The sequence below is a fragment of the Nonomuraea sp. NPDC049129 genome, assembly GCF_040648495.1.
Taxonomy (GTDB): Bacteria; Actinomycetota; Actinomycetes; order Streptosporangiales; family Streptosporangiaceae; genus Nonomuraea.
In genome coordinates, this window is the sequence record NZ_JBEZDU010000003.1 from 58,565 (window position 1) to 83,904 (window position 25,340).

Annotated in this window: 23 protein-coding genes; 9 read left to right on the plus strand and 14 right to left on the minus strand. The window is 69.6% G+C overall.

Features of this window, described 5'->3' with window-relative positions; translation table 11 throughout:
- Window positions 1-99 precede the first annotated feature (99 nt).
- Both AB0B64_RS09700 and AB0B64_RS09705 read left to right on the plus strand, forming a co-directional pair.
- A complete protein-coding gene (locus AB0B64_RS09700; protein ID WP_358176099.1) occupies window positions 100-930 on the plus strand; it encodes a sulfotransferase in 831 nt (276 codons plus the stop codon).
- On the plus strand, window positions 927-2,099 hold the full coding sequence (locus AB0B64_RS09705; protein WP_358176102.1) for a glycosyltransferase family 4 protein: 1,173 nt from the start codon (window positions 927-929) through the stop codon (window positions 2,097-2,099). The genes AB0B64_RS09700 and AB0B64_RS09705 overlap by 4 nt, the downstream gene beginning before the upstream one ends.
- Here AB0B64_RS09705 and AB0B64_RS09710 read toward each other — a convergent pair.
- From AB0B64_RS09710 to AB0B64_RS09720, 3 genes are all read right to left on the minus strand, one after another.
- Window positions 2,096-2,500: a DUF1992 domain-containing protein gene (locus AB0B64_RS09710; RefSeq protein WP_358176105.1), complete on the minus strand. Its 405-nt coding sequence runs from the start codon at window positions 2,498-2,500 to the stop codon at window positions 2,096-2,098. The genes AB0B64_RS09705 and AB0B64_RS09710 overlap by 4 nt on opposite strands.
- Before the next feature lie 15 nt (window positions 2,501-2,515).
- On the minus strand, window positions 2,516-3,397 hold the full coding sequence (gene folP / locus AB0B64_RS09715; protein WP_358176108.1) for a dihydropteroate synthase: 882 nt from the start codon (window positions 3,395-3,397) through the stop codon (window positions 2,516-2,518).
- A gap of 243 nt (window positions 3,398-3,640) precedes the next feature.
- A complete protein-coding gene (locus AB0B64_RS09720) occupies window positions 3,641-4,258 on the minus strand; it encodes a TetR/AcrR family transcriptional regulator (protein WP_357938963.1) in 618 nt (205 codons plus the stop codon).
- A 61-nt stretch (window positions 4,259-4,319) separates the two neighbouring features.
- Here AB0B64_RS09720 and AB0B64_RS09725 point away from each other — a divergent pair, with 61 nt between their 5' ends.
- From AB0B64_RS09725 to AB0B64_RS09740, 4 genes are all read left to right on the plus strand, one after another.
- Window positions 4,320-6,473, plus strand: a complete 2,154-nt coding sequence (locus AB0B64_RS09725; RefSeq protein ID WP_358176111.1) for a transglycosylase domain-containing protein — start codon at window positions 4,320-4,322, stop codon at window positions 6,471-6,473.
- A 175-nt stretch (window positions 6,474-6,648) separates the two neighbouring features.
- The gene (locus tag AB0B64_RS09730; RefSeq protein ID WP_357938959.1) at window positions 6,649-7,620 is read left to right on the plus strand and encodes a LacI family DNA-binding transcriptional regulator; all 972 of its coding nucleotides are present in this window, start codon (window positions 6,649-6,651) and stop codon (window positions 7,618-7,620) included.
- Window positions 7,607-9,064, plus strand: a complete 1,458-nt coding sequence (locus AB0B64_RS09735) for a protein kinase (protein WP_357938957.1) — start codon at window positions 7,607-7,609, stop codon at window positions 9,062-9,064. The genes AB0B64_RS09730 and AB0B64_RS09735 overlap by 14 nt, the downstream gene beginning before the upstream one ends.
- Window positions 9,065-9,195: 131 nt before the next feature.
- Window positions 9,196-10,152, plus strand: a complete 957-nt coding sequence (locus tag AB0B64_RS09740) for a Dyp-type peroxidase (RefSeq protein ID WP_357938955.1) — start codon at window positions 9,196-9,198, stop codon at window positions 10,150-10,152.
- Between the two features lie 49 nt (window positions 10,153-10,201).
- Here the strand turns inward: AB0B64_RS09740 and AB0B64_RS09745 are convergent, their stop codons facing one another.
- The 11 genes from AB0B64_RS09745 to AB0B64_RS09795 form a co-directional block, all read right to left on the minus strand.
- Window positions 10,202-11,488: an amidohydrolase gene (locus tag AB0B64_RS09745; protein ID WP_357938953.1), complete on the minus strand. Its 1,287-nt coding sequence runs from the start codon at window positions 11,486-11,488 to the stop codon at window positions 10,202-10,204.
- Window positions 11,485-12,582 (minus strand): tartrate dehydrogenase, encoded by a 1,098-nt coding sequence (locus tag AB0B64_RS09750; protein ID WP_357938951.1) that lies wholly within the window; start codon window positions 12,580-12,582, stop codon window positions 11,485-11,487. The genes AB0B64_RS09745 and AB0B64_RS09750 overlap by 4 nt, the downstream gene beginning before the upstream one ends.
- Window positions 12,579-14,108 (minus strand): ABC transporter substrate-binding protein, encoded by a 1,530-nt coding sequence (locus AB0B64_RS09755; protein WP_357938949.1) that lies wholly within the window; start codon window positions 14,106-14,108, stop codon window positions 12,579-12,581. Before AB0B64_RS09755 ends, AB0B64_RS09750 begins: the two co-directional genes overlap by 4 nt.
- A gap of 127 nt (window positions 14,109-14,235) precedes the next feature.
- Window positions 14,236-15,723: an aldehyde dehydrogenase family protein gene (locus AB0B64_RS09760; protein WP_358176114.1), complete on the minus strand. Its 1,488-nt coding sequence runs from the start codon at window positions 15,721-15,723 to the stop codon at window positions 14,236-14,238.
- On the minus strand, window positions 15,720-16,736 hold the full coding sequence (locus AB0B64_RS09765; RefSeq protein WP_358176117.1) for an ABC transporter ATP-binding protein: 1,017 nt from the start codon (window positions 16,734-16,736) through the stop codon (window positions 15,720-15,722). Before AB0B64_RS09765 ends, AB0B64_RS09760 begins: the two co-directional genes overlap by 4 nt.
- Window positions 16,733-17,737 (minus strand): ABC transporter ATP-binding protein, encoded by a 1,005-nt coding sequence (locus AB0B64_RS09770; protein ID WP_357938943.1) that lies wholly within the window; start codon window positions 17,735-17,737, stop codon window positions 16,733-16,735. The genes AB0B64_RS09765 and AB0B64_RS09770 overlap by 4 nt, the downstream gene beginning before the upstream one ends.
- Window positions 17,734-18,549 carry a GntR family transcriptional regulator gene (locus tag AB0B64_RS09775; protein WP_358176120.1) on the minus strand — a complete coding sequence of 272 codons (816 nt, stop codon included), beginning with the start codon at window positions 18,547-18,549 and terminating at the stop codon, window positions 17,734-17,736. The genes AB0B64_RS09770 and AB0B64_RS09775 overlap by 4 nt, the downstream gene beginning before the upstream one ends.
- Before the next feature lie 113 nt (window positions 18,550-18,662).
- Entirely contained in the window at window positions 18,663-19,583 is a 921-nt protein-coding gene (locus AB0B64_RS09780; protein ID WP_357938939.1) for an ABC transporter permease, read from the minus strand.
- Window positions 19,570-20,505: an ABC transporter permease gene (locus AB0B64_RS09785; RefSeq protein ID WP_357938937.1), complete on the minus strand. Its 936-nt coding sequence runs from the start codon at window positions 20,503-20,505 to the stop codon at window positions 19,570-19,572. The genes AB0B64_RS09780 and AB0B64_RS09785 overlap by 14 nt, the downstream gene beginning before the upstream one ends.
- Before the next feature lie 47 nt (window positions 20,506-20,552).
- A complete protein-coding gene (locus AB0B64_RS09790) occupies window positions 20,553-21,827 on the minus strand; it encodes an FAD-binding oxidoreductase (protein ID WP_358176123.1) in 1,275 nt (424 codons plus the stop codon).
- A 37-nt stretch (window positions 21,828-21,864) separates the two neighbouring features.
- Window positions 21,865-22,539, minus strand: coding sequence for a haloacid dehalogenase type II (locus tag AB0B64_RS09795; RefSeq protein WP_357938933.1), 675 nt, complete (start codon window positions 22,537-22,539; stop codon window positions 21,865-21,867).
- Window positions 22,540-22,994: 455 nt separating this feature from the next.
- Between AB0B64_RS09795 and AB0B64_RS09800 the strand changes: the two genes are divergently transcribed.
- Genes AB0B64_RS09800 through AB0B64_RS09810 form a run of 3 tightly spaced genes read left to right on the plus strand, consistent with a single transcriptional unit; the run spans window position 22,995 to window position 25,303 of the window.
- On the plus strand, window positions 22,995-24,287 hold the full coding sequence (locus tag AB0B64_RS09800; protein WP_358176126.1) for a cation diffusion facilitator family transporter: 1,293 nt from the start codon (window positions 22,995-22,997) through the stop codon (window positions 24,285-24,287).
- A 5-nt stretch (window positions 24,288-24,292) separates the two neighbouring features.
- Complete coding sequence (locus AB0B64_RS09805) at window positions 24,293-24,835, plus strand: GNAT family N-acetyltransferase (RefSeq protein WP_357938929.1); 543 nt, start codon at window positions 24,293-24,295, stop codon at window positions 24,833-24,835.
- 54 nt (window positions 24,836-24,889) lie between these two features.
- Entirely contained in the window at window positions 24,890-25,303 is a 414-nt protein-coding gene (locus tag AB0B64_RS09810; protein WP_357938927.1) for a hypothetical protein, read from the plus strand.
- Window positions 25,304-25,340 lie beyond the last annotated feature (37 nt).

Consider the following 25,340-nt stretch of genomic DNA (forward strand, 5'->3'; position numbering starts at 1 on the left):
CATCCGCTGCTGCACCAGCGTTAACTCCCTCTTCACCTGACCCGCGCTGATTGTCCGCTGCCAGCCAATTGCCAGGAACGCTGGGTAACCTCCAAGCGCATGACCTGGCAGCACAAGATCAACAAGGCGCTCGGCAAATATGCCGGCGTCCAGTTCTCGCGGGTCAGCAAGGCGGCTCCGGAGAGCCCGGCAAGGCCCCCTGCCGACCCCGCCGACAGGCTGTTGAGCGAGCCGGTGTTCATCCTGTCGCCCGTCAGATCGGGCTCCACCCTGCTGCGCGCGATGCTCGACGCCCACTCCCTGGTCCACGCTCCGCACGAGCTGCATGTGCGCCGGCTCGGGGTCGAGTTCGGGACGTCACTGGCGGAACGGTCGATGGCGGCGCTCGGCCACAACCGGGCCGACCTGGAACACCTGCTCTGGGACCGGGTGCTCCACCGCGAGCTGGTCCGCAGCGGCAAGCGGCACATCGTCGACAAGACCCCGGCCAACGCCTTCGCCCACCAGCGCATCGCCACCTGCTGGCCCGACGCGCGCTTCATCTTCCTGCTGCGCCACCCGGCCTCCATCGCCGCCTCCTGGCACGAGGCCGCCCCGGACAAGCGCGACCGCGAAGCGGCCGCGGCCGACGCGCTGCGCTACATGAAGGCGGTCCAGCGAGCGAGGAAGGCGCACACCGGCCTGACCGTGCGCTACGAGGACCTGACCGCCGACCCCGAGCGCGAGACGAGAGCCGTCTGCGAGTTCCTGGGCGTCCCCTGGGAGCGGGAGATGCTCGCGTACGGCCGGCCTGACGTGCTCACCAAGGGGCTCGGCGACTGGCGAGACAAGATCCGCTCCGGCAGCGTGCAGCCGGGCCGCGAACTTCCCACACCTGAGGAGGTGCCCGAGACGCTCCGGGCCATGTGCCGGAGCTGGGGATACTCATGAAGATCCGATATCTGCTGCTGCATGCCTATGGGCAGGGCGGGACGATCCGTACCGTCATCAACCAGGCCAACGCGATGGTCGCGCTCGGCCACGAGGTGGAGATCGCCAGTGCCGTACGACGGCGCGACAAGCCCCAGTTCCCCATCGATCCCCGCGTGACGCTGGTTCCGCTGGCCGACCAGCGCGCCGGTGTGCCGGTCGACTCGCTGGGCCGCAAGCTGTGGCGCAGGATGCGCGGCAAGATCGTGCCTTTCGGGGAGTTCGCCGCCGACTACTTCACCGAACGGGTGGAGAGGGCGGTCATCGACTATGTCTCGCGCCTCGAAGGCGGCATCCTGGTCACGACCCGGCCCGCGCTCAACCTGATCGCCGCCCGCCGTACTCCCAAGAGCGTCATCTGCGTCGCCCAGGACCACATGAACGTGGGCGCCTACCCCGAGACGATCACCCGGGACATCGCCCGCTACTACGGCCGCTTCGACGCGGTCGTCGTGCTGACCACGAAGAACCAGATCGAATACCGCATCCTCCTGCCTGACACGCCCATCGTGCGCATCCCCAACGCGCTGCACGGGTCGGGGCCGGTCTCCAAGCAGGTGAACCCGGTCGTGGTGGCGGCCGGGCGGCTGGTCAAGCAGAAGGGCTTCGACCTGCTGATCCCGGCGTTCCAGCAGGCGGCGCGGCGGCATCCGGACTGGCGGCTGCGCGTGTACGGCGGCGGCCCCAGGAAGGCCGAGCTCACCGCGCTCATCGCCGAGCTCGGCCTGCAGGACCGGGTGCAGTTGATGGGCCGTACGGACCGCCTGGAGGAGAAGCTGGCCGGGGCATCGATCTATGCGCTCTCGTCCCGCTTCGAGGGGCTGCCGATGGTGATGATCGAGGCGATGGGGCAAGGGCTGCCGATCGCCGCGTTCGACTGCCCGACCGGGCCCGCCGACGTGCTCACTTCGGGCAAGGACGGGCTGCTGGTGCCGCCTGGGGACGTCGCCGGGCTGGCCGACGCGCTCGACCAGCTGATGTCGGACAAGGCGCTGCGGATGCGGATGGGGGCGGCGGCCAGGCGGACGGCCGCCAACTACCACGCCGACTCGGTGATGCCGCTGTGGGAGGACCTGTTCGCGGAGCTGCTGAGCCGCGAGCCCATCCTCGACAGCTATTGGACCCGCTAGCGGCCCTGGCGGGCGCGCCATTCGGAGATGACGCGTTCGACGTCGTACGGCATCAGGTTGAGCGGCGGGCCCTGCAGCCCGGTCCTGATCGCCTCGCGGATGCGCGCGTTGATCTCCTCGATGACGCGCCGCGCCTCGGTCTCCGATCTGGCACCCACGGCCTCGGCGCGCGCCTCCTCCGCGTCCTTGCGCAGAGCGAGTGTCGGCGGCAGCGGCATCGACAGGCCCTCGCTGCGCACCTTCTGCTTGATCCACCACATCTCGTCGTACGGCTTGTCGAGGTCGGGAAGCGGCTTGCCGGCACCTGGCAGGTTGTCGAACTCGCCGCGCTCCGTCGCCTCACGGATCTGCCGGTCGATCCATGACTCGAAGCTCATCCCACCCGGTTTGCGCTCTGTCATCCTCGACCCCTCTCCTCACCCGAGATTATGCCGAGGCGCGATCGGGGCCCGCCAGCCGAGCATGGCTTCGGTCATCCGTACGGCCGCGACCGTCGCGGGCACGTCGTGCACGCGGAGGATCCGGGCGCCCTTCAGGACGGCGGTCACGTTCGCGGCGATCGTGCCTTCCGTCCGCTCGCGCTGCGGGCGATCGAGGGTCTCGCCGATGAAGTCCTTGTTCGACAGGGCGACCAGGGTCGGGTAGCCGATCGAGGTGATCTCGTCGAGCCTGCGCATGAGCTCCAGCGAGTGGAAGGTGTTCTTGTTCAGGTCGTGGCCGGGGTCGATGATGATCCGCTCGGCGGGGATGCCGGAGTCGAGCACGAACCGGACCCGCTCGCGCAGGAAGTCCGCGACCTCTGTCACGACGTCGCCGTACACCGGCCGGACGACCGCCTTCCCCGGGCCGGCGAGGCTGTGGGTCACGATCACGGTCGCGCCGCTCTCCGCCGCGACCGCGGCCATGCCGGGCTCGCGCAGGCCGTTGGTGTCGTTGATGACGTCGGCGCCGGCCGCCAGAGCCGCCTTCGCCACGTCGGCGCGGTGGGTGTCGACCGAGATGACGGCGTCCGTCACGTTGCGGATCTCGGCGATGACGGGGACCACCCGGTCGACCTCCTCACCGACGCTGATGCCGTCCTGATCGGCGCTGAAGGCGAACCCGCCGACGTCCACCCAGTCGGCGCCGGCCGCGACGGCGGCCCGCGCCGCCTCGACGGCCCTGTGGAGCTCGAACGTCCGGCCCTTGTCGTGGAAGGAGTTGGGCGTCCTGTTGACGATCGCCATGATGGCCACCTGGCGCGCGAAGTCGAACTCGCGGCGGCCGATGCGCCGGACGGGGAAGAGGATGTCGCTCACGTTGATGCACTCTCCAGGAGATTCGCCCAGCGATCGATGGACCCGTCGAACTGCCGGGCCACGAGCGCCGCGTCCATCACCATCTCCCCAGTATCGAGCCTCGGCTGTCACACGCCGACCTGGGTCCGGCTCACGGGGTGGCGGGCGCTTTCAGAATCTTCGAAATGCTCGACAAAGGCCCCCTGATCACACCAAACTCTCCTGGCAGGGGGCGCGCGACGAGGGGCGTCACCGCCGCTCCCATCAGGTTGGCCGAGGCCCACTCTCCCAAACGGCGGTGGCCCCCGTGGACAGCGCGGTGGCCCCCATCGCCTTGGTCACCAGCGCGTCCACCAGCCAGGCGAAGCTGTCGTCCAGCGAGACGCACAGCGCGAACACCCCGGCCGACTCCAGCGCGCAGAACCCCTGGACCGCGCTGCGGATGCCGCGGGCGGCGTGCGCCAGGGCGGCTCCGGTCAGCGAGCCGACGGCCAGGACGTCGACGGTGACGGCCGCCGCCTCGTCCGCGGCACTGCGTACTTCCTCGTCGTCGAAGCCGTCCACCGCGAAGTGCGTGGCCGCGTACAGGGCAGGATGCTCGCGCGCGTATGCTCGCTGGGCGTGGGCCAGCGCTCTTAAGGCGTCGGCTCCCGAGCGGCCGGTGGCGGCGCGGCGGCAGTGGTCGGCGAGGTCGCGATGTCCCTTGACGGACAGGGCGATGCGAAGGTCACGCAGCCCGCCGGGCAGGTGGACGTACAGGCTGGGCGCGGCCACACCCAGATGGCGGGCCAGCGCGCTGATGGACAGGGCGTCGATGCCGTGCTCATCGGCATAGGCGATCGCCCCATCTATCGTCGTCTGCCGCGTTAGTCTCTTACGCATCGTCCGCCCCGCAACCCTAACGGCTATAGGATTAATCCTAATACCAATAGGGGGGACTGACGTGATCACCAGGAGTATCGCGCGTCTTGCCGGAGCGGGAGCGGCTGCGGGTGTGCTGGTGGCCGCTATCGCCCTGCCTGCCGTGGGCGGCGCGGGGGCGCTGTTCAAGACCGCTTCCGCCGAGCTGAATCTCAAGGCGACAGATCTCCCCGAGGAGCCGCCGGCCGAGATGACCGCGATCCTCGACGCCAAGGGCAACCAGATCGCGCAGTTCTACGAGCAGTACCGCAAGGTCATCCCGTTGGCCGACATGGGCGACCTCATGAAGAAAGCGATCATCTCGATCGAGGACTACCGGTTCTACGAGCACGGCCCGATCGACATCGAGGGCACGGTCCGCGCGCTGGCGAAGAACCTGGGGACGGGCCGGGTGGCGCAGGGCGGCTCCAGCATCACCCAGCAGTACGTCAAGCAGGTGCTGCTCAACAACGCCACCACCGAAGAGGACAAGAACAAGGCGCTGGAGGCCACCTACGCGCGCAAGCTCAACGAGCTGCGTTATGCGATGGCCGTCGAGGAGAAGTACACCAAGGACCAGATCCTCGAGAAATATCTGAACATCGCCTACTTCGGCGCGAGTGCCTACGGGGTGGAGGCCGCGGCCCTGCGGTTCTTCGGCGTACACGCCTCCGAGCTCAGCCTGGCGCAGGCGGCCACTCTGGCGGGCGCGGTGCAGGACCCCAACGCGACCGACCCCAATCTCGGCAGGAAGTTCCGGGAGCGCCTGGTGACCCGCCGCGACACCGTACTCAACCGGATGGCCGAACTCGGCAAGATCACCCCGGCGGAGGCCGCGGCGGCCAAGGCCAAGAAGCTCGGCTACAAGGGCACCCCGCTGCCCGGCGGCTGCGAGTCCAGCAAATACCCATACTTCTGCGTGTACGTACGCAACGAGATCACCAAGAGCAAACTCTTCGGCAAGACGCCGAAGATCCGCGCCGCGCTGCTCAGCCGGGGCGGCCTGAAGGTCAAGACCACGCTCGACCCCAAGATGCAGGCGGCGGCCGACAAAGCCATCAAGAAGCACGTCTTCGTCACCGACAACCCGATCGCCAGCGAGGCCCTGATCCAGCCGGGCACCGGGGCGATCAAGGCGATGGCGGTCAGCAGGCCATACGGCACGTCCAAGCGGAAGCACCAACTGTCGCTCAACGTGGCGGCCGACGCGGCCCACGGCGGCGGCACCGGCTTCCAGCCCGGCTCGACCTTCAAGACGTTCACGCTGATCACCGCCCTCAAGGAGGGCATGAAGATCAACGACGGCTTCACCGTGGGCAGCACCTATACAGCCCCTTACTTCTCCTCCTTCAAGAACTGCAAGGGCGAGAACATCGGTGACCCGACACACGCCGTCAGCAACGACGAGGGCGGTGGCGGCTTCAAGTCGCTGCAGACCGGCACCTGGGGCTCGGTCAACACCTTCTTCCTGACGCTGGAGCAGCGCGTCGGCCTCTGCGACACCGTCAAGACCGCCCAGTCGCTCGGCATCAAGCGGGCCGACGGCGGCAGGCTGCAGGAGTACGAGACCTTCACGCTCGGCATCAACGAGATGGACCCGATCACGGTCGCCAACGCCTACGCCGCCATCGCGGCGCGCGGCAAGTACTGCACGCCAATGGCCATCACCCAGATCACCGACCGCGACGGCAAGGTCACCAAGTACAACCCCAACTGCCACCAGGCGGCCGGCCTCGACCCCGAGGTCGCGGACGCTGCGGCGAACGTCCTGAGCGGGGTGTTCACCAAGGGCACGATGTCAAAGGTCGGCGGCATCGGCCGGGACGCCGCGGGCAAGACCGGCACCACCGACAACCAGGCCACCGCCTGGTTCGCCGGGTTCACACCCGACCTGGCCGGCGCGGTGAGCATCGGCGACATCCGGGGCTCCCAGAAATACAAGCTCAACAACATCACCATCGGTGGCCAGTACTTCCCGGAAGTGTTCGGCGCGAGCGTGCCGGGGCCGATCTGGAAGGACACCATGCTGGCGGCGCTGAAGGACATCGAGCCCACCTCGTTCACGCCGATCAACTCCGCCCGCTTCGGCGGCTGCGGCCAGGGCTGTGCTCCCGTACGGACGCCGAGCGACGACGAGAAGAACGACACGGGCCCCAACGACGACGAACCCATCATCGACAACACGCTCCCCCACTAGCCGGTCCAGCGTCCCGCGTTCCGAGACCGACCAGCCGGTCCAGCGTTCCGAGACCCGCGAGCACGGCGTGCTCGCGGGTCTCGTGCTGACAACACTGTCAAATCGCCCTGTTAACAGCGGCGAAACATTGGTAACGTGGGAGCGCTCCCAGGATCTTTTTCCGCGAGGTGCTCCCATGTCTGAGCAGCCCACACTGGCACAGGTAGCGGCCGAAGCGGGGGTCTCGCCCGCGACCGCCTCCAGGGTCCTCACCGGCTCCGTACGGGTCAGCACCTCGACCCGCCGGCAGGTCTACGACGCGGTGTCCCGCATGGGATACGTACGTCATCGCGCGCCCAGGGGAACGGGGGCCAAAGGACCGGCCGCCGGGGTGACGGCGGTGGTCTGTGACCATCTGCCCCGATTATTCTCCGAGCCCTACTACGCCAGGCTGCTGTCGGCCGCCGGTGCCGTACTGGCCGAGCACGGCACGCAGCTCATGGTGACGACGGTGACCCCGACCGCCTCAGTGCTTCCCGAGTTAGGCGGCGCGGTGCTCCTCATCGGCGCCCGCGAACGCCATCCCCTGGCCATCAAGCTCTGCACATCGGGCGTGCCCGTGCGGAACGTCGGCCGCCCCCCGCACGACCTCAAACTCCCGTACGTGGACGTGGACAACCACGACGGCGGCCGGCAGGCCGCCGAGCACCTGCTGCTGTCGGGCCGCCGGACGATCGCCGCCATCGGCGGCCCGCCGTCCCTGCCAGGGGCGCGAGACCGGCTCGACGGGCTGGTGCGTACGCTGCGCACCGCCGGAGCGACGGAGGTGCCCGTCGCCTACGGCGACTTCACGGCCGCCTCCGGCACGCACGCCATGCAGTGGCTGCTGCGGCACGCCCCCGGGCTCGACGCGGTCTTCGCCGCCTCCGACCTGATGGCCGCCGGCGCGGTCCAGGCCCTGCGCCGCGCCGGTCGCCGGGTCCCCGCGGACGTCGCGGTGATCGGCTTCGATGACGCACCCGTCGCCCGGCGTACCGTCCCGGCGCTGACCACGATCCGGCAGCCGGTCGAGGAGCTCGCGATGGTCGCCACCCGATTACTGCTCGCCGGTACGACCGGCATCGACCCAGTCCTCCCCACGGAACTGGTCATCCGTGAGTCGGCTTGACCCGGGTGACGTCCTGGCCCGCAGATACCTGCTGCTGGATCCCCTCGCCCGCGGCGGCATGTCGATGATCTGGCGGGCCTTCGACCAGTCACTGCACCGGCTGGTCGCGGTCAAGGTGCTGACCGCCTCGCTCCAGGCCGGGCTCGGCGAGCGCGTCCGCGTACGCAGCGAGGCCCGCGCCGCCGCCCGGTTCCTCCACCCGGACGTGATCGACATCTACGACTATGGCGAAACCGTGACGGAGGACGGCGAGGTGGCGGCCTACGTGGTGATGCCGCTGCTCGACGGCTCCACCCTTGGCGAGCGCATCGCCGAGGGGCCGCTGCCCTGGACCGAGGCCGCGGCCATCGCTCTGCGGCTGGCGCGGGCGCTGCGCGACGGGCACGCCCGCGGCGTGGTCCATCGGGACGTCACCGCCGACAACGTGCTGCTCACCGCGTCCGGCCCGAAGCTGCTCGACTTCGGGATCGCGGCCGCCTCCGGTGATCCCGACGACGACCGGGGCACCCCTCCCTACGTCGCACCCGAACGGCTGGCCGGCGCCCCCACCCATCCGGCGGTCGACGTGTACGCGCTCGGGGTGCTCCTGTTCGCCATGCTCACCGGCCGTACGCCCTATCCGGAGACCACCTGGGAGCAGATCGAGGCCGCCCACCGCACCTCGCCGCCGCCCCGGGTGACCGGCGTGCCGCACGGCATCGCCTCACTGTGCCGGAACTGCCTCGCGCACGACCCCGCGCGGCGCCCCACGGCGGCGGAGATCGCGGACTCGCTGGCCGCCACACTCAGGGGGGCCGCTCTCGGCCGGCGGGTACGGCATGGCCTGGCCGTCGCCGGGACGGGTGTGATGATGCTGTCCTCGGCGCTGTGGCTCAACCGCCCGGTCGACCACCTCCCCATCTCGCCCTCGCCCCCCGCCGGCACCACGGCCACGCCCCGAGCGTCCAGCGAGACCCCTGGCGCCACCACCCCGCCGCGCGCGTCCGACACCATCCCCGGCACGCGAGCGCCCGGCGATACGGCCGTACCGCGCGCATCCGGCGATGGCGCCGTCACGGCCGGGCCGTCCGCGAGCCCTGCCGCGTTGCCGTCGGCCACCGCGGACCCGGCTCGCACCACAGGACCGGCTGTCACCGAGGGGCCGTCCACCCACACCGTCCAGCGGTCGCCCGGCCAGGAGCGTACGGCCCGGCAGGCGGTGGCCGGGTTCCACGGAACGCTGTCAGGCGCCGCGGCGTGCGGGGCCATCGATCACGACGTCACGCTGGACCTCCAGCAGGTCCTGCAGGGCGTGCTCGACACCCCCGGCCCCATCGAGCCCGGCATGGCGAAGCTGAGGCGCAAGCTGGCCGACCGCGAACGCGAAGGCCGCCTCACACCGTCCTGCCGCACGCAGCTCCAGGCCCGTCTCGACGAGATCGCCACCGCGCTGGGCCCCCAATAGGGGTACAACCGGACGCACTCGAGCAGATCGTGTGCACGGCCGCCGCCACGACGCCGGAAAGCCCTGCCCAGGTCACAGTCGTCGGTGCTGAGCAGGGCTACGATGAACGCGAACGCTTGAGGAGGAGCGGCATGGCGGAACCCACGGACGCGCTCCCCCAACAGGTGCTGAGCCCACTGACCAGAGCGGCGATCTTCATCGTGGCGACGATCGATCCGGGTGGCGGACCGGCGGTCCGAGACCTCCTCTCCGACCTGGACGCGCTGCAGCGGGCCATCGGCTTCCGGGCGCCGGACAGCACACTCAGCTGCGTCGCCGCCATCGGCTCGCACGCCTGGGACCGGCTGTTCGCCGGGCCTCGCCCCGCCGAGCTCCACCCCTTCCGCGAACTTGCCGGAAGCCGGCATCGTGCCGTGTCCACACCCGGTGACCTGCTGTTCCACATCCGGGCGCAGCGCCTCGACCTGTGCTTCGCGCTGGCATCGGAGATCATGGACCGGCTCTACGGCGCGGTGACCGTCCGCGACGAGGTGCACGGGTTCAAGTACTTCGACGTACGTGACCTGCTCGGCTTCGTCGACGGAACGGAGAACCCCATCGGTGCCGATGCGCACAAAGCGGTCCTGATCGGCGACGAGGATCCCGCGTTCGCCGGCGGGAGCTACGTCATCGTGCAGAAGTACCTGCACGACCTGCGAGCGTGGAACGCGCTGACGGTCGAGGCGCAGGAGAAAGTGATAGGCCGCAGGAAGCTGACCGACATCGAACTGGACGACGACAGCAAACCGGCCGACTCGCATGTCGCCCTGACCACGATCGTCGACGCCGACGGTACCGAGCGGCAGATCCTGCGCGACAACATGCCCTTCGGCGCCGTGGGGCGTGGCGAGTTCGGCACGTACTTCATCGGCTACGCCCGCACCCCCACGGTCACCGAGCGGATGCTCGAAAGGATGTTCCTCGGCGCCCCGCCGGCCGGCCACGACCGGATCCTCGACTTCTCGACGGCCGTGACCGGCACGCTCTTCTTCGTCCCGAGCGCCGACTTCCTCCAGGACCTGCCTGATCCGCCGAACAGCGAACCCTGACCGACGCGGGCCCCTTCCCCGCGCCTGACATCCCTTAAGGATCTTTCCCTTAATGATCCTCCAGGGATCGGATGAGCGTGGCCAGGAGGTCAGCGGCTGGGGTCAGCACGGCCTCGTCCAGGTCGAAGGTCGGCGAGTGATGCGGTCCGTATGTTCCGGCACCCATGAGCAGGTATCCGGCAAGCCCGTCACGTTCCTGGACGTGCCGCATGAACAGCGTCGCGTCGTCGCTCGCGCGCAAGGGACGCGGCGGCAGAAGACGCAGACCGCAGTTCGGGGCGAGGGTTTCGACCCTGGCGAGGATCGCGCCGTCGGTGGTCGCGCTGGTCGCCCAGCCGGTTCTGGTGATGTCCACGGTGACACCGTGCATGGCGGCCGCGCCGTGGAGGACGGCGCGGGCACGCCGCTCCAGGTCGTCGTGTTCGGCGGCGGCGTCTGCCCGGACCTCGGCGTCGAGGACGGCATGGGCGTTGACGATGTTCGCCGCACCGGGTGCGTGCAGCGCCCCGACGTTGACGCGGGTCGTCGCCGTCGCGTAGCGGGGCAGAGCGTGCAGGCCCAGAACGGCGGACGCCGCCGCCACCAACGCACTGCGGCCCTGTTCGGGCGCTCCGCTGGCGTGGGCGGCGACCCCGGTGAACTCCGCGCGCAGCTTCGAGGTCCCGTACAGCTCGGTCGCCGCCGCGACGCACCCGTCCGGGGTGCCGAAACCGAGGTGGACGGCCAGCAGGACGTCGACGTCGTCGACCAGCCCGGCGGCCACCATGGGAGCGGCGCCGCGGACACCCTCCTCGGCGGGCTGGAACAGCAGCCGTACGATGCCGGCGAACCGCCTGTCGGACAGCAGGGCCGCGGCCCGCAACGCGATGGCCACGTGCCCGTCGTGTCCGCAGGCGTGCATGGCACCGTCGATGGTCGAGTCGAAACCCTGGGCCGCCGGGTCGTGGCCGCGGTGGCGGCTCTCCTGGATCGGCAGGGCGTCCATGTCCACCCGCAGGGCGATCAGCGGACCCGGGCGGGCGCCCCGCAACTCCGCGACGAAGGCGGTGTTTCCGTCACTGAAGCGCTGCACCGATGACTCCGGCACACCCTGCGTGGTGGCCCGCTGGGCGGCGGCGTCGAGCTCGTCGCGGCTCGGCAGACCAGGGTGATCGTGTACGTCGACGAGGTCGCCGCCGCCGCGTAGCCGCCAGCCCAGATCGGAGAGGATGTTCCAGGCCAGGTCCGCGGTCTCGATCTCGAGGAAGCCGATCTCGGGCCGCCGGTGCAGATGACGCCGGACGGCGATCGCGTCCAGCGGATCCGGCCTGGCCTCGGCTCGCGGGCGCGTGTTCACCGCGTTCCCCCGGCGATGGCGTGGACGACGGCGGTCGTGAACTGCTCGGTGCTCGCCGTGCCGCCGAGATCGGGTGTGGCGGTCCCCGCACGGAGGACGTGCTCGAAGGCGGACACGAGCCTGGCCGCGGCCGCGGCTTCGCCGAGATGGTCCAGCATCATGGCCGCCGCCCAGAGAGTGCCGACCGGATTGGCGATGCCCATGCCGGCGATGTCGGGTGCCGATCCGTGCACTGGCTCGAACATCGACGGGTACGTCTTGGTGGGGTCGAGGTTGGCGCTGGGCGCGACCCCGATCGACCCGGCCAGGGCACCGGCGAGGTCGGACAGGATGTCGCCGAACAGATTGGAGGCGACGATGACGTCGACGGACTCCGGCCGCAGCACGAGGCGGGCGGCCAAGGCGTCGATGAGGACCTTCTCCAGCTCCACCCCGCTGCCGTCGGCCACCTCGGCCACCACCTCGTCCCAGAACGGCATCGTGTGAATGATGCCGTTCGACTTCGTCGCCGAGATCAGCCGGCCCGAGCGTCGCCGGGCCAGGTCGGCGGCGAAACGTGCGACCCGCTCGATGCCGGTCCGGGTGAACACCGCCTCCTGGACAGCGAACTCGCCGGGCCGGCCGCGGTTGACCCGGCCGCCGACCTCGCTGTACTCGCCTTCGACGTTCTCGCGTACGACGACCAGGTCGATCGGGACATTCGACCGCAACGGCGTGCGGATTCCGGGCAGGGATCGGACCGGCCGCAGATTGACGTACTGCACGAACTCCCGGCGGATGGGGATGAGCAGACCCCACAGGGTGATGTCATCGGGGATGTCCGGCGCTCCGACGGCGCCCAGCAGGATGGCGTCGGCGGAGGCCAGTTGTTCGAGGCCGTCGACGGGCATCATGCGCCCGTGCGCCCGGTGGTGGTCGCAGCCCCACGCGCGGTCGCGCCACTCGATGGTGAACCCGAAGGTTCCGGCCAGGTGGTCGACGCAGCGGACGGCGGCGGGAACGACCTCGGTGCCTATGCCGTCCCCCGGGACTACGTCGACGACATAGCGCCGTGTCGTCCCGGGGCCTGCGTGTTCGGGGGTGGTCGTGGTCACGACAGCTTCGTGTCCTTCGTCAGCAGGGTTCGCTCCATCGGGTCGGTCGGCAGGCCCTTGACAGCGGCCGCCACACCCATGGTCAGGCTCTCGTGGACGAGCGGGATGAACGCCACGTCGCCGGCCAGCTGGGTGGCGATCTGACCGTAGAGGGCGTGGCGCTTGGTCGTGTCGCCCGTGCTCCCGGCCTCCTTGACCAGCCCGTCGACCTTCGGGCTGCAGTATCCGGCGAGGTTGAAACTGCCCTTGCAGGTCTCGTCCGAGCGCAGCATGCTGATGGGCTCGGGCATGTCGATGAGGTGGTTGCGGGACAGCAGGGTCGCCTGGAACTTGCCGCTCATGAGGTCGTCCTCGACCGAGGCGTAGTCGCCGGTGCGGATCTTCACGGTGATGCCGGCCTCGGCCAGTTGCGCCTGGATCACCTGGGCGAGGTCGGCGAACTCGGGCCGGTCGGAGTAGGCGATGAGCTCGAAGCCGAGGGAGCCGGGGTCGATTCCGGCGGCGGCCATGGCGGCCTTGGCCGCCGCGGCGTCTCCCTGCACCGGCTTCAGTTCGGCCGGTGTCCAGGGCTCGTCGGGGGTGAACGGTCCGGCCGCCGGGGTGGCGGTGCCCTCGTAGACCCCCTTGACGATGGCGTCGAGTCCGATGGCCTTCTGGATCGCGCGGCGGGCCTCGACCTTGTCGAAGGGGGCTTTGCGGGTGTTGAGGTAGAGGCCGGTGGTGCGGGGCAGTGAAGTCTGCTGAAGGGTGATCTTGTTGTCGCCCTTCAGGGTCGTGAGGGTGGTGACGGGGAGGTTGGCGGCCACCGAGACCTCACCGGTACGCAGCTGTGTGGCGCGGGTGGGGCCGCTCTCGGCGTAGCGGATTTCGGCGCTGCCGAGGGCGACGTCCCCGCCCCAGTAGTCGGCGTTGGCGGTCAGCGCCAGCGACTGCCCCGTTCCGGTGCTGGTGATCTTGAACGGCCCGGTGCAGGTGCCGACCGGGTTGGTGGTGGTGCCGGAGAACGCCTCGGGGGCGAGGATCCCGGTGTTGGGCACGCTGACCCGTAGCGGCAGGAAGTGGTCCTCTTCCGGTGTGTCGATCCGTACGGTCCGGTCGTCGACGGCGGTGACCGCGGAGATGACGCTGGGAGAGAAGCTGCGCGGCGGTGCCGTGGCCTTCAGCAGCCGGTTGAGATCGTCGGCGACGACCTTGGCGGTGAGCGCGGTGCCGTTCTGGAACTTGGTCTCACGGATGGTGAACGTCCAGGACGTGGGCGCCGCCTGCTTCCATTCCGTCGCCAGAGCGGGCTGGGCCTGGTTGTCCTTGTCCACGACCACCAAGGTCTCCAGGCAGCCGGCGCGGGTGAGAGTGAAGGCGTCGTCGGTCTCCAGGGCGTACCCGGAGTCGGGCGCCCACAGGTCGGCGATCACCAGCTTGGAGGTGCCGCTCGTGGTGGCGTCGGGGCTTCCTGAGTCGAACGAGCAGCCGGCGAGCAGGACGAGGCCTGTCGACAATCCGGCGAGGGTATTGAAGGTGCGGGCCATGCTGGTGTTCCTCCGGAACGTCGTTGGGGGAGAGCAAGGGGAAATGGGCACCACGACATGACCCGGTGAGGGCTGTTCGTCCCGGTCGGGCTGGCAGAGCCGATGGGTATTTGTCAGTGAGGAGAACTCAGCTGATGGAGGTCAGCCGGGCCGCGATGACCTTGGGTGCGGTCATCGCCACGACGGCGCTGGTGACGCCTTCCCGGCCGATACCGCTGCGGTGGAAGCCGCCGAACGGCATGGCGTCGATGCGGAAGTCGGACGTGTCGTTGATCATTACCGCGCCGGCTCGTAGCAGGCGGGCCGTACGCAGGGCCGAGGTGGTGTCGCGGGTGAAGACCCCGGCCTGCAGACCGGTGGCCGCGCGGTTGGCCTGGGTCACGGCGTCGTCGAGATCGGCCACGGGCAGCACGCTGACCACGGGGCCGAAGATCTCGTCGGTGATGATGGGATCGTCGGGGGCGAGGTCGGTGAGGATGGTCGGCTGGTAGGTGGCTTCCTGACGGACCGCTCCCGCGCGTACGACCGCGCCGCGGGCGACGGCCTCCTCGACCCGGCGCTCCACACGTCGCGCGGCCGCCGTGTCGATCAGCGGGCCGATGTCGGTGCTCTCGTCGTGCTTGCTGCCGACGCTCAGGTGAGCGGTCGTCTGGGTCAGGTGGCTGAGCAGTTCGTCGTAGTGCTCGGCGACCACGTAGACCCGCTGCACCGACAGGCAGTTCTGCCCCGCGCACCCGAACGCCCCTTCGGCTATGGCCCGCGCGGCTGCCGCCAGGTCCACGCCATGGTCGACGATGACCGGGTTGGATCCGCCCAGCTCCATCAGCAGGGTCCGGGCGCCGGCCAGCCGGGCCACCTCGTCGGCGGTGCGGACCCCGCCGGTGAAGGAGACGACGTCGATGCCGGGATGCGACACCAGCTCCCGCCCGGCGGCCGGGCCGCCCGGCAGCACGGCGATCCGGTCACCGGGAACGCCGGCCTCAAGGAGCAACTCGGCGAGGGCGAGCGCGGACAGCGGCGTCGCCTCGTGCGGCTTGACCGCGATGACGTTGCCGGCCAGCAGTGCCGGGCCGACCTTGTGCGCCACGAGGTTCAGCGGGTCGTTGAACGGGGTGATGGCGGCGACGACCCCGAGCGGTTCCCTGCTGCTCCACCCGAGCCGGTCCGCGCCACGGGAGGTGTCCTCGAACGGCACGCTGGTGCCCTGCAGGGCGTGTCCCGCACCGGCGGAAAGCTGCAAGGTCTCCGCTGCCCTGGCCACCTCCCGGCGGGCATCTCTGATGGTCTTGCATCCCTCGGAGCTCACGATGGCGGTGAACCGCCCGGCGTGCTGCCTCAGCAGTTCGGCGGCGCGGTGCAGGGCCTCCCGGCGTTGCCACAGCGGCCAGTCGGTACGGTCGGCGGTGCCGGCCCGAAAGGTGTCCACCAGCGCGTCGACGGCCTCGCGTACCTCCGCGGCGGTGCTGTCGGCGACCTCGCCGAGGAACTCGCCGGTTTCGGGGTCGGTGATGGTGGTGTGCCGTTCCGTTTCCCGCCAGCGTCCACCGGCGTACGCGTTGCCGGGCAAGGTCCAGCGAGTGGCCGCCGTGGCGGCGCGTCCGGTCATGAGGCTCATACGGGGAGCTCCTCAACTGTCAGCCGACTCCGGGTCTCCGCCGAGCGGTGACAGCGGACCTGGTGGCCGTCTCCGATGTCGACGAGATCGGGTTGCTCGGTGCGGCATTGGTCGGTGGCCAGCGGACAGCGGGTGTTGAAGCGGCAGCCGGAAGGCGGGGAGACGGGGCTGGGTGGTTCGCCCTTCAGCTGATCCGCCGCACCGGCGTTGACGCGGTGTCCACGACCGGAATGCAGCAGTGCCAGGGTGTAGGGGTGCAGGGCGTCGGTGAAGATGCCTTCGTGCGTGGCCGTCTCCACGACCTGCCCGAGATACAGAACCGCCACCCGGTCGGCGAGGAACTTGACCACCTTCAGGTCGTGAGAGATGAACAGCATGCTCAGCCCCCGCGAGCGACGCAGATCGACCAGCAGGTTCAGGATGGTCGCCTGCACCGAGGCGTCCAGGGCCGACACCGGCTCGTCGCAGACGAGCAGCTTGGGTTCCAGCAGGAGAGCTCTGGCGATGACCACCCGCTGCAGCTGCCCACCGGAGCAGTCGCCCGGCCGGCGCTCCAGGAAACTGTCGTCCAGGCCCACCTCCGCCAGCGCGGTGGCGACTCGCCGCAGGCGCTCCGGCGGCGTACCGATGCGGTGTTGTTGCAGGGGGGCGAGCAGCGATTCCCGCAGCGTCATGCGCGGGTCCAGCGCGGAGTGCGGGTCCTGGAAGACCAGCTGCGCCGACCGGCGCAGCTGCCGCAGTCGGGCGCCGCGCAGCTTGCCGACCCTCAGCCGATCGACGTCGATCAGTCCGGCGTCGGCTGGTACGAGGCCGAGCAAGAGCCGAGCCAGGGTGCTCTTGCCCGAGCCGGACTCACCGACCAGCCCCAGCACCTCCCCCTCCCGGATGCGCAGGGACACGTCGTCGACGGAGTGCACGTGCGGCCGGCGGCCGAAACCCGTCCGCGACAACGGATAGTGCTTGCTGACATGGTCGAGGACGGCGATGTCGGAGTTCGGGGCGAGGTCGTTCATGCCGGAACCTGTCGTCGGGTGTCGATGGTGACCCAGCAGCGCGAGTTGCGATGGGTGCCGCAGCAGGTGAGGTCGGGTTCCTCGCTGTCACAGTGGGAGCTCAGTTTCGCGTCGCCGTCCGCGACGGCGCAGCGTGGGCGGAATCGGCAGCCGTTACCGGCGGCGCGTGCCGAGGTGGCGTTGCCGGGGATGACGTGCAGATGACCGGTGTCGTCGGTCTGCAGCGTGGAGCAGCGCAACAAGGCCTGGGTATATGGGTGCTCGGCGGCGGTGATGACCTCGTCGGCCGGTCCGTCCTCGACGATGCGGCCCGCGTACATGACGGCGATGCGGTCGGCGATGGAGGCGACGGTGGTGACGTCGTGGGAGATGAACAGGACCGACATTCCGGTCTCGGCCTGCAATGCGGCGATGAGACGGAGAATCTGCGCTTGGACGGTGACGTCCAGGGCGGTGGTGGGTTCGTCGGCGATGAGGACATCCGGATGGGTGGCCAGCGCCATGGCGATCATGACGCGCTGGGCCATGCCGCCGGACATCTGGTGCGGATGGTCACCGGCGCGGCGTTCGGGATCGGGGATCCCGACGTCGGCGAGCAACTCCACGACCCGGCGGCGGGCGGCCTGCCGGCTCATGCCGAGATGGCGGCGCAGTGGCTCGGCGACCTGGCTGCCGATCGTCGCGGTCGGGTCGAGCATGCGCTTGGGCTGCTGGTAGAGCATGGAGATGCGCTGGCCGCGGATGCCGTCCAACGCCCGTGAGGAGGCGGCGAGCAGGTCCAGGTCGCCCAGCCGCAGCGCCTCGGCGTGCATGTGCAACCCGGTCGGCAGCATGCGCAGCATCGAGTGGGCGGCCATGCTCTTGCCCGACCCTGATTCACCGACCAGGGCCAGCACCTCGCCGGGGTCCAGGGTCAGGCTGACGCGATCGAGGATGGGCGGGGCTTGTCCAGGCCGACCGGCGTGAACGGTCAGGTCACGGACCTCCAGGCGTGCGCTCATGGCTGCTCCCGGGGTTGCGGTGGGGCTTTGTGGTCGTCTCCGTGGCGGTAGCCGTCGGCGTGTTCGTGAAAGATCTGTTCATGCGCCAACGGATCCTGGTGGTGATGCGGCTGCGGTCGAAGGTGGTGCTTGTGCGGCTTGCCCGATGTCGCCGCCTGAAGTTCGCCGACCTCGGCGAAGTGCCGGTCCAGAAGTGCCAGGGCGGCGGACTTGTCACCGCTGGCGATGACGTGCAGCAGTTGCTCGTGCTCGGCCGGCAGCTCGGAACGATCGCTGTAGCTGTCGACGATCAACCGGAAGCACAGCTGCATCTCGTTGGAGATGAGTCCGTACAGCCGATCCAGCCGGGTGCTGCCGGCACCGCTGACCAGCCGGCGGTGAAAGGCGAGGTCCAGGGCGGCCAGTGCGCTCCTGTCCGGGCCGCCGGCGGCGTCCTTCATCCGCGCGACGATCACTTCGAGGTCGGCGACCAGGCCCGCGGAGACCCCTCGGGCGGTGACCCGGCGCAGCGCCTCCCGCTCGATCGCTTGGCGGGCGACGAAGATGTCCTCCAGGTCCTCAATGGTCAAGGTGGGGACGAAGACCCCGTGACGGGGGTAGCTGACCAGCAGACCTTCCTGTACCAGGCGCTGCATCGCCTCGCGCAACGGGCCGCGGGAGACCTCGAAGGAGGCCGCGAGCTCGACTTCGTTCATCTGGGTTCCGGGCGAGAACTCCCCGCTGAGGATGCGGTTACGCAGCAGCCCGGTGACCACCTCCGTCAGCGTGCGCTTCGAGGTCTTGGCCGCCGGGGCCGGGGTCTGAGCGCTCATGGGTGTGCTTCTCCGGGTTTGTGTGCCGTTTCCGCCACTCACAGTCCGCAGGCGCAGGAGGGCGTGAGCGTTTCCAGTCTGATCGCCGCGCGGGTGCAGCGGCGCTCCGCACGTCATGAGGGCCCGCCTGTCCGGGCCCGGCGCGTCTCCAGGCCGCGGCCGGCGAGTGTGACGCTGAGGGCGGCCAAGAAGATCGCGGCACCGGGCGCCAGGACCAGCATCGGCAGGCGGTCGAGGTACGGGGTGGCCTCGGACAGCATCGAACCCCAGTCGGAGGACGGCGGCTGGACGCCGAGTCCCAGGAAGGACAGGGCGCCGACGGTGATGAGCTTGTGGCCGAAGCGCAGTGCCGTATGGGCCAGCAACGGGGGCATGGCGTTGGGAAGCAGGTGGCGGCGGATGATGAACCACCCCGAGCAGCCCAGGGCCTGAGCCGCTTCGATGAAGTCGCGGCCGTTGAGTTCCAGGGCGACACCACGGGCCAGCCGGCAGAACGGGGTCCACCCGCCGATGGTCAGGGCGAGCAGCAGTGTCAGGTCACCGGTGCCGAGGACCGCGACGAGGAAGAGCGCGACCACCATCTCGGGGAAGGCCAGCAGGATGTCGGTGACGCGCATGACGAGGGTGTCGAGCAGGCCGCCCCGCCGTGCGGCGAGGAACCCCACGAGAGTGCCGGTGACGGCGCAGATCACCAGCGTGACCGAGGCGACGGCAAGAGAGAACCGGCCCCCGTCCAGCAGCCTGCTGAGCACGTCACGGCCCAGGTGGTCGGTGCCCAGCAGGTGGGCCGCGGAGATGCCTTCCAGACGGGCGGCGAGGTTCTGCTGAGCCGGCGGATAGGGCGACAGCCACGGTGCCAGCAGCAGGAGCAGGGCGATCACACCGAACATGATGGACCCGGCCAGCAACGCCGGTGGCCAGCTTCCGCGCCTGCGGGGGGCCGGGGCGGTGGTGGCTCCGGCCGGTGACGGCGGATGCTCAGCACCGGAATTGTCGCGACGGGTGTTGTCGCCGAAGACGTCAAGCACGGACACGGCTCGTCCTCGCAGTCGGGTTGATGACGGTGTAAAGCACATCGGTGAGGGTGGTGATGATCACGGCGAGGCCGACGACCGCCACGACCCCACCCTGGATGAGCGGGACGTCGTTGTTGATGACCGCGTCGTACATCTGCCGCCCCACCCCGGGCACAGCGAAGATCACCTCGACGACGACGGACCCGCCGAGCAGGCCGGCCAGCCAGACCGCGAACAGGGTCAGGACCGGCAGGACGGAATTGCGCAGCCCGTGACGCAGCATGGTCTGGGCGAAGCTCAGCCCGCGACCGCGGGCGGCGGTGATGTAGGGCGCCTCGATTACCTCGACCATCGACGAGCGGGCGACCTGGGTGAAGTAGCTCATCGGCCGCAGCGCCAGGGTCAGGCAGGGAAGCACCAGCGACGACGGTCCCTGCCAGCCGGAGGAGGGCAGCACGCCGAGCTGCAGGGCGAACACCAGCACCAGGACCGGGGCGAGCCAGTACTCCGGGACGGCCACGAATGCCTGCGTGATGCCGGTGATCGCCCCGTCGAGCTTGGTCCCACGCCGTATCGCGCAGAGGGCTCCCAGCGGAACCGCGACCAACAGGGCGAGCAGGAGCGCGAGAACGGCGATCGAGGCGGTGACCGACAACGCCCGCATCAGCTGAGGAAGAACCTCCGTGCCGTTGGTGAACGACCGGCCGAGATCACCCTGCAGTGCCGAGCCCAGCCAGGACAGGTACTGCTGGAGCAGCGGCCGGTCCAGCCCGTACTCGAGCCGGAGGCGGGCCAGCGTCGCCGGGTCCTGGACCAGGTCGCCCACCCGGGCGCGCAGGATCCGCGCGGCCGGATCCCCGGAGGTGACGTAGGGGATGAGGAACACCAGAAAAGAGGCGACCAGCAGGGTCGTCACGAGGACGGCGAACCGCCTCAGCATGTACAACACTCGGGATACCTCCGGGTCGTCACACGTTCTCGGATCGATCAGCGCACGGCGTCGAGTGCGCGGTAGAACGCCCCGGCGGCCGGCAGGAACCATGGCGGCCCGAAGTGACCGGGAACCGGCGGGAACGCCAGACCCTGCCACGGGTTGGCCGTGGAGTCGCCGCCGATGACCTCGGCCATGACCTTGCCCATGTGGGTGGCCATCTGGACCCCGTGGCCGCTGTAGCCGACGGAGTAGTGCATCCCGTCGCGTACGCCGGCGTGGACCATCTGATCCATCGTCATGTCGACCAGCCCGCCCCAGCAGTAGTCCAGCCGGACGTCCCGCAACTGCGGGAACACCTCGGCGATGGCCTTGCGCAGGATCTCCCCGCTTTTGAGGTCCGACTGGGCGTCCGACAGGGCGAACCGGGCCCGCCCGCCGAACAGCAACCGGTTGTCCGGTGTGGGACGGAAGTAGTACAGCAGGTTCTTGGTGTCCGACGCCATCCGCCGGTGTGGCATGAGCTGGGCGACGAGGTCGTCCGGCAGGGGTTCGGTGACGACGATGAAACTGCCCACCGGCACGATGCGGCGGCGCAGCCACGGGGTCAGTTTCCCGGTGTAGCCGCTGGTGGCGATGAGCACGTCGGAGGCGGTCAGGGCGCCACGCGTGGTCTGGACCTGGTGCCCCCGTCCGCCGCGGCGGACGCCGGTTACCGCGGCGTTCTCCGCTATCAGGGCCCCGTGACCGACCGCGGCACGGGCCAGTCCCATGACCAGCTTCCCGACGTGGGCGCCCGCCCCGTTCGGGTCGACCTGCGCACCGTAGTAGCGGTCGCTACCCAGCTCGTCCCGCATGCGGCCGCGGGGGACCAACTGAACCGTGCGGCCGACGAGTTTCTCGATCACCCGCGCCGAACGCTCCAGAGCGGCGTAGTGCGCCGGTTTGGCGGCCAGGGTGAGCTTGCCGGAGCGCTCGAAGTGGCAGTCGATCTGCTCCTCGGTGACGATCTTCTCGACGGTGTCGATCGCGTTGTCGTAGGCGGTGAACATCATGGCCGCCCGCTCGGGGCCGTAGCGCTTGACCGCGGCGGGGAGGGAGATGGCCAGGCCGGTCGTGGCCATGCCGCCGTTGCGACCGGAGGCCCCCCAGCCCACGGTGTGGGACTCCAGCACGGCGACACTGGCACCGCTGCGAGCGAGATGCAGCGCGGCGGACAGCCCGGTCAACCCGGCACCGATGACCGCGACATCGACGTTCTCAGGGAGCTCGGTGCGGCGGAAGTCGCCGGCCGGCTCGGCGGTGTCGAGCCAGTAGCTGGTCAGCTTCACGACTTCCTCCTCTTCATCGGCATCCTCCTCGCGGCCTTCACAGACCCAGCACGGCGGGGACGCCGGACAGGTCGGCGGTTTCGGCGTACTGGTAGAAGGGCGTGGAGGGGTCGTAGCCGCGGTTGACGTAGATCTTGTGCGGGATCCGCAGCTCGTGGGCGGGGATCAGGTCGTACCAGATGTGCGAGGAGACGTGGACGATCTCGTCGCGTTCGCAGCCCAGCTGGTCGAGCATGTACTCGAAGGCCTGGTAGCGCGGTTTGTACGCCCTGGCCTGCTCGGCGGTGAACACCTTGTGAAAGGGGGCGCCGAGCTGGTCGACGTTGTGCCGCACCTGCTCGTCGACGGCGTTGGAGAAGATCACCAGAGGGTAGGCGTCGGCGAGCTTGGCCAGGCTCGGGGGAACGTCCGCGTGGGGACCCCAGGTCGGTACGCAGGCCACGATGGCCTCGCCGTCGGAGGGGCGGTAGCCGATGCCCCAGCGTTCGCAGGTGCGCTTGAAGGAGTCCTTGAGCACATCGGGGTAGAGCTTGAACTCGCCGAGCACCTCGTCCATCCGGTACGCGCGGTAGTCCTTGAGGAAGACCGGCATGTCCTCCTCGGAGATCCGGTCGGCGACCAGCGGCTTGACGGTGAGGTTGAGGTCGAAGCTGGTCAGCGTCCCGTAGCAATCGAAAGTGAGGTATTTGGGGCGCACACTGGTCAGGTCCACGAGCAGTTCCTCCGGTGGTGGTATGTCCGGTGGGGGCAGGAGCGTCGGTGGTCGGTCCGGTGAGGGCCGGAGCCCGTCGGTGCGACTGGGCAGGCGGCGAAGCGGCGAGATATCACGCCCGGTGCGAGCCGTCCGAGGCGGGCAGCCAGCGTGGTGTCTGGAACGCTAAGGACCCGATTCTCTGTTGTCAACAATTTCGAGTTGCCCACGTGTAACGAGTACGTTTCCCAGCCTTTCTTTGATCTTCATAAGCCGGTTGAACGAGTATTTCCAGGTCGTGGGGCTGACTTTCGTTGCCGGTGTTTTCCTTCAGGCCACCGGAAGATTGTTGACAACAGTTGACCGCCGCTGGCCGTTGTGCACAAGATGTGGTGACGCGGCAGGCGCCACTCGGCAGCCGGCCGACTCTCTCCCGGCCCCGCGACTCCCTCCCCGCCGGCACGAACGGACTCCCCATGCGAGCTTCCACGACCCCAGACGATCACGGACACGGCCATGGCCACGGTCACGGCCACCCCCACGACGACGCGCCCGCCACCGTCAACGACCACGGGCACGACCACTCCGATCACGCCCACGATGACCACGCGGCCGATCACCACGCGACCGGTCACCACGCGGCCGAGGCGTCGGCCACCACCGGTCACGGGCATGGGCACGGTCACGGGCACGGCCATGGGCACGGCCACGACGAGGGCCACGACCACGGGAACGGCCTGTGGGCGCGGATCAAGCACACGGTGGTCCCCCACGCCCACGACGCCAACGAAGCGATCCAGACCGCCGAGGAGTCGGCCAACCACGGGATCCGCACGGCCTGGATCGGGCTGGCCGGGATGATGGCCACCGCGATCGGGCAGATGGTCATCGTCGCGATGTCCGGGTCGATCGCCCTGCTGGCCGACACCATCCACAACCTGGGACACGCGGCGACCACGATCCCGCTGATCATCGCCTTCCGGCTGGGCCGGCGCGCGGCGACGAAGAAGTACTCCTACGGTTACCGGCGCGCCGAGGACCTGGTCGGGTTGTTCATCTCCCTGGTCATCGTCGCCTCGATCGGGCTGATCATCTGGGAGTCGATCGACGCGCTGCTCAACCCGCACCCGCCGACCAACCTGTGGTGGGTCTTCGCCGCCGGGGTCGTCGGCTTCCTCGGAAACGAGGTGGTGGCCGTGTACCGCATCCGGGCCGGCCGTCGCATCGGATCCGCGGCGCTGATCGCCGAGGGCCAGCACGCCCGCGCCGACGGCTACACCTCCATCGCCGTCGTCGCCGGCGTGATCGGCGTGTGGCTCGGGTTCGACCGCGCCGACGCCATCGTCGGCCTGCTGATCGCCCTGGCGATCACCGGCATCCTGATCAACTCCCTGGTCATCATCGTCCGCCGTCTCATGGACGGTGTGGAGCCGGCGACGATCGACCGGATGCGCACCACGATCGCCGGCGTCGTCGGCGTCGAGACCGTCGGCGGCGTGCGCGCCCGCTGGTCCGGTCACCGCATGGAGGGAGACGCCGAGATCGGCGTCGACGCCCGGCTGAGCATCATCGAGGCCCACCGCGTGGCCGAGGACGTGCAGCACTCCCTGATGCACGCGGTCGGCAACCTCGACCGGGTCACCGTCCACGTCCACCCCGCCTTCGACGGCGTGGTGCCGGACGACCTCCACGAGTTGTCCGACCACCACGCCTCGAAGGAGGCCCGTGAGGCGTACCGGGCCAAGCTCGCCGCTCAGGGCGCGCGGTGACACCCGTGAACGGCTCGACGGGGTGGTCGATCCACCCGCTGAGTGAGCGCACCCTGCCCGGCGCGCAGTCGGTGATGCGGCGCAGCATCGCCGAGGACTTCGGCGACGCCTACGACCCGCTGATCCACGCCGACGTCGACGACCCGCTGACCCACTACGCCCCCGGAGCCGGCCCCTTCCTCCTGGTGGTGACCGACGACAGCACGGATGAGGTCCTGGCCACGGGCGGGATCCGCAGCGGACGGCTGAAGCCCGGCCTCACCCCGCAACACGTGGTCGACCGGTACGAGGACGGCCGGCACGGCCAGCTCGTACGCGTCTACGTCCGCAAGGAAGCCCGCCGCCGCGGCATCGCCAGAGCCCTGGTCCACGCGGTTCTCGAGCGTGCGGACCGGGAGGGGCACTACGAGGCCATCGCTCTGCACACCTACCAGCACTCCCCGGGCGCCGTCGCCTTCTGGGAGTCCTTCGGCGCCCTGCTCATCCACGACGACTCGAACGGAGCCACCGGCGCGGTCTTCTACGACCTGCCGCGCTCCTCGCGGTGACCGCCGCGCAGTCCCCATGCCATCCCCACCACACTGGCGAGACAGGAGAACACCATGTCCAAGCGTCGTGACGTCTTCATCTTCGTTGCCGAGCCCACCAAGGTCGACCAGGCCCGCAACAGCCTCATCGACTGGCTGCGCGGCCTGGAGGGCCACCCCGGATACCTCGGGGGCTCGGTTCTGCGCGAGTGCGCGGGGGAGCTCATCTCGAACACGCTGGTGATGACGCTGGAGTTCGAGAGCACCGAGGCCGCCCGAGCCCTGTGGCCGAAGATCGAGAACACGATCAACCCGCTCTACCCCGATGACAAGTCCGACAAGTCGATGGACCAGGGTGCCGCGTTCTTCACCGGCGCGGACGACGCCGTGGCGCCGGAGGACCTGAAGTTCACTCGCGGCAACGGCCTGGTGGCCCGGATGCTGCACATCCACGCCGAGGTCGTCGAGGACGTCGTGGCCGCCGCCTGACCCACGCCGTTCCCGCCACCACCGGCAGCACTCCCCC

What these genes read in the sequence shown, in the direction of transcription:
- AB0B64_RS09740 (WP_357938955.1), top strand. Translation starts at nt 9,196, where the DNA reads ATGGCGGAACCCACGGACGCGCTCCCCCAACAGGTGCTGAGCCCACTG.
- AB0B64_RS09765 (WP_358176117.1), bottom strand. Translation starts at nt 16,736, where the DNA reads ATGAACGACCTCGCCCCGAACTCCGACATCGCCGTCCTCGACCATGTC.
- AB0B64_RS09810 (WP_357938927.1), top strand. Translation starts at nt 24,890, where the DNA reads ATGTCCAAGCGTCGTGACGTCTTCATCTTCGTTGCCGAGCCCACCAAG.
- AB0B64_RS09770 (WP_357938943.1), bottom strand. Translation starts at nt 17,737, where the DNA reads ATGAGCGCACGCCTGGAGGTCCGTGACCTGACCGTTCACGCCGGTCGG.
- AB0B64_RS09710 (WP_358176105.1), bottom strand. Translation starts at nt 2,500, where the DNA reads ATGACAGAGCGCAAACCGGGTGGGATGAGCTTCGAGTCATGGATCGAC.
- AB0B64_RS09730 (WP_357938959.1), top strand. Translation starts at nt 6,649, where the DNA reads ATGTCTGAGCAGCCCACACTGGCACAGGTAGCGGCCGAAGCGGGGGTC.
- AB0B64_RS09800 (WP_358176126.1), top strand. Translation starts at nt 22,995, where the DNA reads ATGCGAGCTTCCACGACCCCAGACGATCACGGACACGGCCATGGCCAC.
- AB0B64_RS09760 (WP_358176114.1), bottom strand. Translation starts at nt 15,723, where the DNA reads ATGAGCCTCATGACCGGACGCGCCGCCACGGCGGCCACTCGCTGGACC.
- AB0B64_RS09785 (WP_357938937.1), bottom strand. Translation starts at nt 20,505, where the DNA reads ATGCTGAGGCGGTTCGCCGTCCTCGTGACGACCCTGCTGGTCGCCTCT.
- AB0B64_RS09705 (WP_358176102.1), top strand. Translation starts at nt 927, where the DNA reads ATGAAGATCCGATATCTGCTGCTGCATGCCTATGGGCAGGGCGGGACG.
- AB0B64_RS09720 (WP_357938963.1), bottom strand. Translation starts at nt 4,258, where the DNA reads ATGCGTAAGAGACTAACGCGGCAGACGACGATAGATGGGGCGATCGCC.
- AB0B64_RS09775 (WP_358176120.1), bottom strand. Translation starts at nt 18,549, where the DNA reads ATGAGCGCTCAGACCCCGGCCCCGGCGGCCAAGACCTCGAAGCGCACG.
- AB0B64_RS09700 (WP_358176099.1), top strand. Translation starts at nt 100, where the DNA reads ATGACCTGGCAGCACAAGATCAACAAGGCGCTCGGCAAATATGCCGGC.
- AB0B64_RS09755 (WP_357938949.1), bottom strand. Translation starts at nt 14,108, where the DNA reads ATGGCCCGCACCTTCAATACCCTCGCCGGATTGTCGACAGGCCTCGTC.